Genomic DNA, 12,815 nt, shown 5'->3' with positions numbered 1-12,815 from the left:
GTCATCGTCTTTTTTATTTTCGGCAAGAGAATAAGAGGAAGAGGGGGATACGTAAACGCCGTTCATATTCTTCCGAGTTTTGAAAATAAGTTTGATCTGGTGTAGCTTCTTTTAAATTTGTAATTGTAAATCCAGCTTGTTGTAATAGTGTAAAATATTCTTCCGTTGTACGATGGTATTTAATAACTTCTTGGTCAATCCATGGTTCAACCCGTTTGCCTAGTTTAAAGTAATCATCGACGAGCCAACTCGTTCTTTTGCCGCTCGTTTGCAAGCTTTCAAATGAAGAGGTAATAATAGGGTGTTGAACGCTAAAAGTAAAGGTTCCATTTGTCTTTAAAGTTTCGTACACATTTTGAAAAATGATAGTAAGATGTTCGATATAATGTAAGGCGAGTCTAGATGTTACTAAATCAAAAGTAGAAGGAGGGTATGTGTAGTCTTTGAGGTTTAAAAAATGAACGGCGCCATTTTTGTTTTCTAGTTGTTTTTTAGCTTTTTCATACATAAGTTCGGAGCCTTCAATACCAGTGTAAGAGTGGCAGCCTTTTTCTAATAACTCCTCACCGAACTTAGCATCACCGCAGCCTAAATCGAGAATTCGCTTTCCTTTAACATCACTAATGAGTTGAAAGAAGGCTGGTTTTTCAAGTGACTCATTTGGGCTATTTTCTCGATATCTTCGCTTCATATATTGTTCAAAAAATGCTTCGTTATTATATACATCTGATTCAGTAAATGCCATGATTGAAGACTCCTTAAATATTTTTTTTATTCTACCAAATATGAAAAGTAAATGATAGATTTCTTGTAATGAATCATATATAATCTAGAATTGTAAGCGGTTACTTTAAACTATTTTTCTATAATAAATTCTGAAAACGTGTTAAGCTAGTAGAGGGATTATTAGAACTATTAAGACAATAATTCGCTTACATGAACGATGGGAGGCTTCACGATGTCTAGTAAAACACTTGCAAAATTTTTAGAAGAAAATTTAGAGGATTTAAAATCAAAGGGGCTTTATAACGTAATTGATCCGCTTGAGAGTTCAAATGGACCGATCATTACAATTGGCGGAAAAGAATATATTAACTTATCTTCAAACAACTATCTTGGATTAGCAACAGATAGCCGTTTGCAAGAAGCAGCAATTGGTGCAATTCATAAGTACGGCGTTGGAGCAGGAGCGGTTCGTACAATTAACGGTACTTTAGATTTGCATATTAAATTAGAAGAAACAATTGCAAAGTTTAAACATACAGAAGCAGCAATCGCTTACCAATCAGGATTTAACTGTAATATGGCAGCGATTTCAGCTGTTATGGATAAAAATGATGCGATTCTTTCAGACGAATTAAACCATGCTTCTATTATCGATGGTAGTCGTCTATCAAAAGCAAAAATTATCGTTTATAAACATTCTGATATGGAAGATTTACGCCAAAAAGCAATCGCGGCGAAAGAATCAGGTCTTTACAATAAATTAATGGTCATTACAGACGGTGTCTTCTCAATGGATGGAGATGTTGCAAAACTACCAGAAATCGTTGAAATTGCAGAAGAGTTAGATTTAATGACATATGTAGATGATGCACACGGTTCAGGTGTACTTGGAAAAGGTGCAGGAACTGTAAAACACTTCGGTCTATCTGATAAAGTTGATTTCCAAATTGGTACATTATCAAAAGCAATTGGGGTAATTGGTGGATATGTAGCAGGGAAACAAAACTTAATTGACTGGTTAAAAGTTCGTTCACGTCCATTCTTATTCTCTACAGCATTAACACCAGCTGATGCAGCTGCATGTATGCGATCCATTGAAATTTTAATGGAAAGCACAGAGTTACATGATCGCCTGTGGGAAAATGGTAGCTATTTAAAACAAGGGTTAAAAGAACTTGGCTTTAACATCGGAGAAAGTGAAACGCCAATTACACCTTGCATTATTGGTGACGAAGTATTAACACAAGAATTTAGTAAACGTTTAAATGAAGAGGGCGTATATGCAAAATCTATCGTGTTCCCAACTGTAGCTAAAGGAACAGGACGTGTTCGTAATATGCCAACAGCAGCTCATACGAAAGAAATGTTAGATGAGGCAATTCGTAAGTATGAAAAAGTAGGGAAAGAAATGGGCATCATTTAAGTAAAGACATCTTTTGAATAGCTTGCAAATGAGGAGTGGGGAAAATGAAAAAAATTCTAGTAACCGGTTCTTTAGGGCAAATTGGTTCTGAACTAGTAATGAAACTTCGTGATGTATACGGCGCATCAAATGTTATTGCAACAGATATTCGTGAAACAGATAGTGAAGTAGTAACATCTGGTCCATTTGAAACGTTAGATGTAACAGATGGACAAAAACTACATGATATCGCAAAGCGTAATGAAGTAGATACAATTATTCATTTAGCAGCTTTACTTTCAGCAACAGCAGAAAAAAATCCATTATTTGCATGGAATTTAAATATGGGCGGACTTGTAAATGCATTAGAAGCAGCTCGTGAATTAAACTGTAAATTCTTCACGCCAAGTTCTATCGGTGCATTTGGTCCATCAACACCGAAAGATAATACGCCACAAGATACAATTCAGCGTCCTACTACGATGTATGGGGTAAACAAAGTAGCAGGAGAATTACTATGTGATTATTATCATCAAAAATTTGGCGTTGATACGCGCGGTGTACGTTTCCCAGGTTTAATTTCTTATGTAGCTCCTCCAGGAGGCGGAACAACTGATTATGCAGTTGAAATTTATTATGAGGCGATTAAAAAAGGCACATACACCTCATATATTGCAGAAGGAACATACATGGATATGATGTACATGCCAGATGCTTTACAAGCGATTATTTCATTAATGGAAGCTGATCCAAGTAAGTTAGTGCATAGAAATGCATTTAATATTACAGCAATGAGCTTTGAGCCAGAGCAAATCGCAGCATCAATTCGTAAACACATCCCGGCGTTTACGATGGATTACGCTGTAGATCCTGCTCGTCAAACAATCGCTGATAGCTGGCCAAACTCTATTGATGCAACAGCAGCAATGAAAGAGTGGGGCTTTAAAGCAGAATACGATTTAGACAAAATGACAACGGACATGTTGGCTAAATTAAAAAAAAAGCTCACAGCTGAGTTAGTGATGAATTAATAGGAAGGGTCGATTCTTAGGAATCGACTCTTTTAATTGAAGGAGAAAAGGAACATGCAAAGAGTTGACGTCGTATATGCACTAATACATGACGAAGAAACGGATAAAGTATTAATGGTACATAATGTAGAACAAAACGTTTGGTCATTGCCAGGCGGGGCTGTTGAAAAGGGTGAAACGTTAGAGGAAGCTTTAGTAAGGGAAGTAAAAGAAGAGACAGGTTTAACAGCTACGGTAGGTGGGCTTGTTGCGATCAATGAAAAATTTTTTGAAGAATCCGGGAATCATGCACTATTATTTACATTCCGAGCGAATGTAGTAACAGGTGAACTTATGGCAGAAGATGAAGAAGAAATTTCTGCAATAGAGTGGGTGGACAGAGCAATTGCAAATGAACGATTCCCATTCTACGATGGTGGATTCGAGGCATTATCAGAAGTAGCCATTCCATACAAGTTTCAGCCAGAAACAAAGTGATTGAAAGAAAAAACAGGAGCGCAAAGCTCCTGTTTTTCTATTCAATCGTCTTCAGTAATAACTTTTTCAATAGTGGTTTAATCTTCAGACGTAAATCTTCAGCGTGATTTGCAACTAAGAAGTGATGGTTATAAATGTTCTTCATTAATTGATAAGTTGCTTCTTTCGCTTCGCCTTCTTCGATGAAAATACCAATTACTTCCATACCGCTTTTGCGAGCAAGTTTGACAGCTTCGTGCGTATCTAAAATACCGTCTTGTTGATAGTCTAGAGCAGAAGGTTCACCGTCTGTGAAGACAAGTAAGAATTTATGCTTTTCGGGTCTTTTTGCAAGCTTTTCTGAAACGATACGAATAATATATCCGTCGCGATTATCTTCTTCTTCGCGAAGCTGCATAATTTCGGGACCAACGTTTGGTAATGTTGAGTTTTTATACGTTACAACTTCATGGATAACGTTCGGTTTATCTTCAGGTTTAGCACTAGAAGCATCTTCCCAAAATCCGCTAATAGCATGCGGGATTTTTAACGATTTCAACGCTTCATGGAATAGGACCACACTCTTTTTCGTTTCTTCCATTTTGTTATACATAGAACCAGAGCAGTCCACTAGTAGTTGGAATGCAACGTCGAGCTCTTGTGATTCTTGCCCTTTTTTATAAAACATGCGAGGCTGCTTTTCAGTATAAATACGAAGGAATTTCTTACGAAGTCTTCCGTAATATTTATCACTATTTGCGTTTGTTTTATTTTCAATCGTTTTTTCGATAATTTTCTTTAATTCTTTTACATCTTTATTAACGACTGATTTAATAGCTTGGTAATCCTTTTTCTCGTCAGGATTTGGTTTACGTGCTTCTTTAAATGTATGAGAAGCGCCAGTGTTATACTTACCGTATGCACCATCATTTTGACTAGAAGCGTGAGAAGCTCTTGCTTCCTCTGTATCAGCACCATCAAAGTTGGATTGTGTACTTTTTTGAGAAGTACCTTGTACAGAGCCAAGCGCTTGGTCACCATCTTCTGATTCGCGAGCAGTATCACCCATCATATTTGTTTTTGTTCCGCTTTCTAATTCAAAGCGTAAAAAGTTCTCGTTTTCGTTATTTTTATTTTCACGATGCCATGTGGAGAAACTTTCATCCATTTTGTTTTTATTTTCATCATCATCTATGAGTTGTGTATCATCATTTGCTAAATCTTCGACGCGACAGTTCCTTTCGTCTGCAATAACAGATAAGTAGAGCGGAGCATGTCCGAAATAATTGTTTAGCATATCACTTTCAAGAAGTCCTTCTAAACGATAGCGGATTTTCTCAACGATATACATAATATCTTCCGTATTACGAGCTTGGAATGTTTCATGCAGAATAGCTTCAATTTGCTCGAAATATTCATTATTAAACATTTCATATTTATCGCTCGTTAATGAAAGATAGCATAGACAAAATAGACGATCACCGTGATAGTTACGAACGCGATTGATTTCATTTTGTGAGCTAAAGTAATTGCGATACATTTCTTTTCTTCTTTTAAAAACATGCTTTGTGCCAGGGCGTAAGTTTTTTACGATTTCCTCAACACGTAAATCTTCTAATAGAACAAATAATTGTGTTAAAAACTTTTTTAAGGGTGATTCTTGTAATTCAATCGCATAAGAACGAATTAAAGTCATGTCCGAGTAATGTTTATTACCAAGTGCTTTTAAAAACACTTCGCTTTTTAATCCGATTACTGTATCCTCTTCTTTTCGATCATCCCAAAAGTGACTAATGACAACCTTTTTTTCAATTTCGTCGTAGTATGCTTTATAGCCATACTCAAGGTAGGCATCATCTTCTTTGAGAAGGGCATACATTAAGTTTTCCATTTGTAGAAACAGCGACGCATCAATTTTTTTGTCACTAAAAATTTGTCTCATGAATTATCCCTCAAAGAAATAACTTTCTGCTAATTCACGGACAGTCATTTGTTCTGTTTCATCGTTTAATTTTGCGATAATACTACGTTCAATTGCGCGCATAACAGGAATATATACACCTAAATCACATGCATCGATAATGCCACGAATACTTGCGGCTTCTTCACTTACGCGGCCATCACGAGCTAAAGGCATAAGATCGCTTGCAAAAGCAACGAACTTTTCAATTGTTGCAACATCTTTTAATTTTGATTCTGCTAATAATAATTCTTTTAATGTATCACCTTGGATGTAAGGAACTTCAATAATAACGAAACGGTTTTTTAACGCTTCGTTTAGTTCACTTGTTCCAACGTAACCTTCATTAATTGCTGCGATTACACGATACTCATCATCACCGTATACAACTTCTTGTGTAAACGGGTTTGTAATCATTTTACGGTAATCTAATGCACCGTGAAGAAGTGGTAACGTTTCAGGTTTTGCCATATTGATTTCATCAATATATAGGAAATGACCGTTCTTCATTGCTTTCATAAGAGGACCGTTAACGAATGTAACTTCAGATGCGCCATCTTTCGTTTGTAGTGTGTTGTATCCTAAAATACCTTCTACATCTAGGTCGACAGAACAGTTAATGCTATGCATTGGTTTTTGGAATAAAGAAGAAAGAGTTTCAGCTAGTACTGTTTTACCACTACCAGTTGGCCCTTTTAATAGAATGTTTTTGCCAAGAAGAAGTGCTGTAATGGCATCTTCGATAATGCTATTATCAGATGCTTTATATATTTTTGTACCGATTAAATGTGCATTTTCACCAGCTTCTTGCTTATTCTTTTCGTGAATTGTAGAAAGCTGCTGTTTTAAATCAGCATGTATATGAAATTGTTCTAACATGTATTTCCCACCTAACATTATTTTCATAAAGTAATACATCTTATGATAACTTGTTTTAATATGGTATGCAAAGAAAAGGAGAGGGGACAAATATAAAAGAAAAAGCAATCAATAGTACATTGATTGCTTATAGTAAAGGAGAAATGAGCCTCATAAAAGACTCTAATATTCGTTTTTTGATACTTCTTTTTTGGAAAGCGTTCCATTTAATTTCAGTGGAATGCTTAAAGTCTTCTTCAAAATCACGTTTAATATCATGAACAGTTTCTGATTCATACAGTACGCTAATAATTTCGTAATTCAATTCAAAGCTTCGTACATCCATATTTGCTGTTCCGATTGTTGCAATTTTGTCATCAACAAGTACAATTTTTGCATGCATAAAGCCATCTTTATAACTATAGATGGAGGCACCAGCTTTTAAAAGTGGAGTGAAGTAGGACTGGGATGCTTGATCACTAATAATACTATCACTTTTACCAGGATATAAAATGCGTACATCTATGCCAGATATTGCACTTAAACGTAATAATGTTAAAGTTTCTTGATCTGGAATAAAATATGGTGTAGCAATCCAAATAGATTTTTTTGCAGAGCCCATAATAGCTAATAACGTATTACGAATGCTCTTATCATCTGAGCTTGGTCCGCTTGCTACAATTTGCACAGCACCTTCTGCACTTGAAATTTCTTTTCCTGGGAAGTATTGTCTATTCATAAATTGATCCCAGGAATAGGTTTTCAAACCACTAGATGCATAGAGCCAGTCCTCTAGAAAAATTGCTTGTAATTTATATAACGCTTTTCCTTCGATTTTTAAATGACTATCACGCCAAACGGGAAACTTTTTTGAACGGCCAAGATATTCATCACCGACGTTAAGTCCTCCAGTAAAACCAATTTCCCCATCGACAATGACGATTTTACGGTGGTTACGATAATTAACTGTTTCAAGTAACCAAGCTGAAAAAATAGGGTCAAATTCAACAATTTCAATCCCAGCTTCTTTCATAGGTTTTAAAAATCGTCTTCTTAACGTATTACTTCCTAATCCATCATAAAGGAAGCGTACAATAACACCAGCTTTTGCTTTGTTTATTAAAGCATCTCGGACTTTTGTACCAATCTCATCAGATTTATAAATATAGTATTGAATATGTATGTGATGTTTTGCTTGCTCGATAGCTTGCAAAATTTCTGAAAATGTTTGATCTCCGTTTGTTAAAAGTTTTGTAGTTGTTCTATCTGCGGCAGGCCCGCCTCCAAATTTTTGTACAACCTCTGTTAAATGGGCAGAGCGTTCACTTAATGGGACTTTGAGTGATAACTCTAGTCGTCTTCCTTCTAATATTTCACGGAATAATTTTCTCTGTTCTTCTGAACGATGGAGATGCTTTTTTCTTCTCCAACGACTACGCCCGAAAATAGAGTATAAAAGTACACCTACAACGGGAAGAAGTGCTAATACTAAAAACCACGCTAAGGTACTTTGAGGAGACCTATTTTCGATAAAAATAACGAATGAAATTCCTACAATTGTGATGGACCAGAGAACGCCGACAAATGTATATAACGAAATATACGATGTATTTAATAGGAAAAGAACGATAGATACAATTGTAAATATTAATAGTAATTGGACAATAGGTTTCTTCATTTCTATATAATTCCTCTAATCTTTCTTCAATATAGACTTCCTAAATAGCAGATGTAATGTGACATTTTTATTATAAAGTGTTTTTTGTTTTTTACAAAATGTAGGTATTTCCCCATACTTTCCGCATTTGTCCTACATACAGTGTATTGTTACGTTTTTTAAGAGAAAAGGAGGGTGAATAAAATGTATAGTCGTCCAATTGGAGGATTTGGTCACGGTGGTTTTGGACATTCACCATTTTTGGGGGGAGGTTTCTTCCCAGGTTTTGTAGCAGGTGCTTTACTCAGCCCTGGGTTTGGTTATGGCGGATATGGTTATCCGTATTACTCGGATTATTCTTATTATACAGGTTACCAACAAGATCCATATTATTCATACAATACCTATTAAGATGAGAACATGAAAAAGGAGAGGAAAAACATGAATTATATAGAAAATAACGGATTGTATTATCGTCATAATCATGGAGGTCACCATCATAATGGGGGACATCACCACCATGGAGGGCACAATCATCATGATTACCACCATCATCATCACGGAGGTGGATGGGGCTGGGGTGGAGGCTCATGGGGCGGTGGATTTTTCCCTGGAAGTTTTGCTGGAGGTGTGTTAGGTGGGCTTACAGCAGGTGCATTAACGGGTGCAGCAGGTGGAGGATACTATCCAGCACCGTACCCAGTAACTTATCCAGCGCCATATCCAGTTCCATATCCAACACCATATCCGGGGTATCAACAAACGCCATATCCGTATTAAATAAAAAAAGAGGCTATCCTCTTTTTTTGTTTAATACGGTATGTATTTATAAAATACTTCCAAAATTAAGGTGAAAATATGTTAATATTTTGTTATTATAATTCAAAAAACATATATAATAATTTTAATTTATCACGCATTAACGGGCAGTAAGACCCCTACCTCAAAATTCAGCGGAAGCAAAGAAGTTAGGCGGAGATCCCCCACTGATTAAAGTTTCACTATATATATATGTTCCTGAAGAGTTGTATAGAGTTAGCTATAAGAAACTACTACGTATAATTGAAACGGTATTATATTGCTTTTTATTACAAATAATATTATGTTATTTTAATCGGCATATTTCAAAACATGATGTATGTAAAGGGCGATTATTAGGAAATGAAATATCTCTATTTCTATGAAAAGAAACAAGTTGTGTTTTAGTCAGATAGGAAGCAAGGAGAGATGCGCATGCTAGAACAAAGAGGTCATGCATTATATGAATCTTCATTGCGAGATTTAAAGTTAGCATTAGATGAGTCTTCAATTGTTGCGATTACAGACCGAAAGGGTCTTATTACATATGTAAATGATAAGTTTTGTGAAATCTCCAAATATACACGAGAAGAGTTAATAGGGAAAGATCATCGTATTTTAAATTCAGGACATCACCCGAAAACATTTTTTCAAATGTTATGGAAGCGTATTTTGAGTGGAAAAGTATGGAGAGGTGAGATTCGAAATCAAGCAAAAGATGGTACATATTATTGGGTTAAAACAACAATTGTTCCATTTTTAAATGAAAAAGGAGAGCCATATCAATTTATTGCGATCCGAAATGATATTAGTAGTAGGAAAGAAGCAGAACAGAGGTTACGGTTAAGCGAAAGTCGTTATAGGGAGCTTGCGTATCATGATGCTTTAACGAGTTTACCGAACCGTTTACAATTAATAACGACTGTTAACGAATTAATTGCAGATAAAAGAGAGTTTGGTATGATTTATTTTGATTTGGATCGTTTTAAATTAGTAAACGATACGCTAGGTCATATGATAGGAGATTTACTTTTAAGCGAAGTTGCTTCACGGTTGCATTATGTGCTAGGAGAGAAAGATGTTCTGGCTAGGCTGGGTGGCGACGAATTTGTGTTGTTAACAAAAAATCATACACAAGATGAGATGAGGCAGCTAGCGACATCTGTGCTGTCATGCTTTCAGGCGCCATTTATACTTGAAGGTCATGAAGTATACATTTCAGCTAGTCTAGGACTGTGCTCATATCCGCAAGATGGACAAGATGTAGAAACTCTATTGAAGAATTCAGATTTAGCTATGTATAGTGCGAAAGAACAGGGAAGAAATGCAGCGTGCTTCTTTACAGATGAGTTACGTGCGAAAATAAATCGTAGAATGAAAATTGAATTTGCTTTGCAAAAGGCAATTCGTGATGAAGAGTTAGATGTGGCACTGCAGCCTATTATTGATTTGAAAACGAAGAAATATACTGGTATTGAAGCTTTAGCGCGTTGTTCGACAGAAGAAGGACCTATTTCACCAGGCGAATTTATCCCAGTGGCTGAAGAATCTGGACTTATTATAAAATTAGGAGACTGGGTATTAGAAAAGTCATGTCGCTTGTTTAAAACATTGCCAGAGTACGAAGAAGGACTAAAGTTATCTGTGAATTTATCCATACAACAATTAATGCAAAAGCGTTTTATTTTATCTGTACGTAGCATTTTAAGGAGAACTGGATTTCCACCGAATCGTTTAATTTTAGAAATAACGGAAAGCATTGCTGTTCGTCATTTTGATTATATTATTGCTACATTACAAGAATTAAGAAATATGGGTATTTTAATTGCTTTAGATGATTTTGGAACGGGTTATTCTTCCTTATATTATTTAAAACAACTACCGCTAGATATAGTAAAAATTGATCGTAATTTTATTCGTGAATTTCATTATGATCATGCACAACCAGAGCGAACGATTGTAAAATCTGTTATTGAAATTGCCCATAGCTTACATTTAGCAGTAGTTGCTGAAGGGGTAGAGACAGTAGAGCAAGAAAGTTTATTACAATCTATGGGTTGTGATTATGTGCAAGGATTTTATTATGCGAAACCTTTATCTGTAGGAGAGTTAAAAGAAAAGTTAACTACAGATTTCATATAAAAAAGAGAAGCGTAGCTTCTCTTTTTTAATTCATTTTTTGTGAGTTTTTCATTAGTATTGGATAGAGAATAAGACCTAATACGAACAATCCGATTCCTAAGAAGAACGTTTTTAAATCAGCAGTTCCCGTTTTGATAACCCAAATAGAATATATGAATGCTAATGTAGTAATGATGCCGTCCTTTATTCGAGAGCCAGGCATTATATCATACGTTTCTCCTGTAATAACTAATTTGAATTGGTACAGCGTAGAAACAAGGTATGGAATTAAATAAGCTAATGTTGCTACAACGATAGCGAAATTATAAGCTTCTGATACGGTACCAGAAATCGTTGAGAATAAGAAAATTTGCGTCATTACATTTGTAATCAATAATGATTTTGAAGGGCTACCTTTTTTATTTGTTTTCGCGAAAAACTTAGGGAAAAGTCCATTTTTTGCTGCCTGGTAAGGTACCTCTGAACTAACAACGATCCACCCAACTGTAGATCCAAATAAAGATACAAGTGCAAGTAAAGCCATTATATATGCACCTTTATTGCCAATTGCTAAATTTAATGCGTCTACTAATGGCTTTTGAGACTCTTTTAAAGCATCTTGCGGGAGAGCGCCCATTGTAAGTAGAGTAATTGACATGTAAATAAGAAGAGCGATAATTAATCCAAAAATGGTAGCTTTTTTTACATCGCGCTGAGATTTTGCACGATTAGAAAGCATGACCGCCGATTCAATACCGATGAACGCCCAAAGTGTTGCAATAGCAGCTGAATTGATTTGTCCACCTAAAGAAATGGATTGTCCTGCTTCATTCATAAATGTTTGCCCATCTCCGAAATTAGAGGCATTGAAAATGAATAATGTGATTACAATAAACATTGTAAATCCGATAATTTTTGCAATAGTAGCAAGAAGATTCATATTTCCAGCACGATCAATATTTTGAGAAAGAATATATTGAATTCCCCATAACATAAGGCTACATACGAGGAACGTTAATCCTTTTCCAAGTTCTAGTGAAAATCCGTTCGTTGAAAAGAGAATTTGCTTACTTTGTAAAACTGGAAAGAATGTTGATAAATATCCAGCAAAGGAAATAATAACAGATGCTGTTGCAGCCCAGTTCGCAGCCCAATATCCCCATGCCATACTATATCCTGCAACTTTACCCGCTTTTTTTGAAGGAAACATCGCTTGAGCATAGCTTTGTGGCCCCGCTTTTAATTCTGGTTTTCGGATTGCTAAATTTCCAAATACGAGTGCAATCATAAATACGCCAAGTCCTGTAATACTCCATGCAAATGTAGAACCCATTGGACCTGATACTTGTGCTAAATTTGCTGGGAGCATAAATACGCCACCACCAACCATATTTCCGATAACAAAAGCTGTTAAAATCCATAATCCCCATTTTTTCGTTTCCATTTTTGTTAACTCCTTTGTAGTAAGTTTTGCTTAAACATCATTTTTTACTAGCTTTTTGGCAATAAAAAAAGAGCCATGTAGATAAAAAATACCTACATGGCTCTTCGCCTAACGTAGGTACAACGGGAATAACCCTTGTACCTACGCGTAATTTTTCCGCTAGGTTTCAAGGGTTACGTATGATGATGATGTTTTTGTGCAAATGTAACTACAATTGTTGTATAAGTAAGCATAGTTCTTTGCTCCCTTTCTCCTCTGATTTTGAAGTTAGTATACTACATGTTTTTTTGAATGAAAAGAAAAATATAAAAATTTTTATAAAAATACGTTTTAAAGATTAAATATTTACCTGTATTTTTCCT

General features: G+C 35.6%; 11 protein-coding genes. 6 read left to right on the top strand and 5 right to left on the bottom strand.

Translation table 11 applies throughout. From position 1 onward, the window contains the following. Window positions 1–13: 13 nt before the first annotated feature. Window positions 14–745: a class I SAM-dependent DNA methyltransferase gene (locus ACTFRS_RS24230; RefSeq protein WP_139869378.1), complete on the bottom strand. Its 732-nt coding sequence runs from the start codon at window positions 743–745 to the stop codon at window positions 14–16. A gap of 213 nt (window positions 746–958) precedes the next feature. Here ACTFRS_RS24230 and ACTFRS_RS24225 point away from each other — a divergent pair, with 213 nt between their 5' ends. The 3 genes from ACTFRS_RS24225 to ACTFRS_RS24215 are packed head-to-tail and all read left to right on the top strand — an operon-like array spanning window position 959 to window position 3,636. Then, window positions 959–2,149: a glycine C-acetyltransferase gene (locus ACTFRS_RS24225; protein ID WP_139869379.1), complete on the top strand. Its 1,191-nt coding sequence runs from the start codon at window positions 959–961 to the stop codon at window positions 2,147–2,149. Between the two features lie 44 nt (window positions 2,150–2,193). Then, entirely contained in the window at window positions 2,194–3,159 is a 966-nt protein-coding gene (locus ACTFRS_RS24220) for an L-threonine 3-dehydrogenase (RefSeq protein WP_000723136.1), read from the top strand. A gap of 54 nt (window positions 3,160–3,213) precedes the next feature. After that, a complete protein-coding gene (locus tag ACTFRS_RS24215; RefSeq protein WP_139869380.1) occupies window positions 3,214–3,636 on the top strand; it encodes an NUDIX hydrolase in 423 nt (140 codons plus the stop codon). Window positions 3,637–3,673: 37 nt separating this feature from the next. On the opposite strand, the gene ACTFRS_RS24210 is transcribed toward ACTFRS_RS24215, so the two are convergent. From ACTFRS_RS24210 to ACTFRS_RS24200, 3 genes are all read right to left on the bottom strand, one after another. Beyond that, window positions 3,674–5,557, bottom strand: coding sequence for a vWA domain-containing protein (locus ACTFRS_RS24210; RefSeq protein ID WP_139869381.1), 1,884 nt, complete (start codon window positions 5,555–5,557; stop codon window positions 3,674–3,676). A gap of 3 nt (window positions 5,558–5,560) precedes the next feature. Beyond that, a complete protein-coding gene (locus ACTFRS_RS24205) occupies window positions 5,561–6,454 on the bottom strand; it encodes an ATP-binding protein (protein ID WP_000892978.1) in 894 nt (297 codons plus the stop codon). A 127-nt stretch (window positions 6,455–6,581) separates the two neighbouring features. Next, a complete protein-coding gene (locus ACTFRS_RS24200) occupies window positions 6,582–8,111 on the bottom strand; it encodes a cardiolipin synthase (RefSeq protein WP_048552748.1) in 1,530 nt (509 codons plus the stop codon). A gap of 183 nt (window positions 8,112–8,294) precedes the next feature. Here ACTFRS_RS24200 and ACTFRS_RS24195 point away from each other — a divergent pair, with 183 nt between their 5' ends. From ACTFRS_RS24195 to ACTFRS_RS24185, 3 genes are all read left to right on the top strand, one after another. Continuing rightward, window positions 8,295–8,501, top strand: a complete 207-nt coding sequence (locus tag ACTFRS_RS24195; RefSeq protein ID WP_242294267.1) for a hypothetical protein — start codon at window positions 8,295–8,297, stop codon at window positions 8,499–8,501. A gap of 30 nt (window positions 8,502–8,531) precedes the next feature. After that, entirely contained in the window at window positions 8,532–8,870 is a 339-nt protein-coding gene (locus ACTFRS_RS24190; RefSeq protein WP_048552750.1) for a hypothetical protein, read from the top strand. Window positions 8,871–9,323: 453 nt separating this feature from the next. Then, window positions 9,324–11,030 carry a putative bifunctional diguanylate cyclase/phosphodiesterase gene (locus ACTFRS_RS24185; RefSeq protein WP_000893366.1) on the top strand — a complete coding sequence of 569 codons (1,707 nt, stop codon included), beginning with the start codon at window positions 9,324–9,326 and terminating at the stop codon, window positions 11,028–11,030. A 25-nt stretch (window positions 11,031–11,055) separates the two neighbouring features. Here the strand turns inward: ACTFRS_RS24185 and ACTFRS_RS24180 are convergent, their stop codons facing one another. After that, window positions 11,056–12,453 carry an amino acid permease gene (locus ACTFRS_RS24180; RefSeq protein ID WP_440025242.1) on the bottom strand — a complete coding sequence of 466 codons (1,398 nt, stop codon included), beginning with the start codon at window positions 12,451–12,453 and terminating at the stop codon, window positions 11,056–11,058. Window positions 12,454–12,815 lie beyond the last annotated feature (362 nt).

The organism is Bacillus cereus group sp. MYBK139-1, from assembly GCF_051916915.1.
Lineage (GTDB): Bacteria > Bacillota > Bacilli > Bacillales > Bacillaceae_G > Bacillus_A > Bacillus_A pacificus.
Note: the sequence above shows the minus strand (reverse complement) of the source record. Positions and strands in the feature narration are given on the sequence as shown.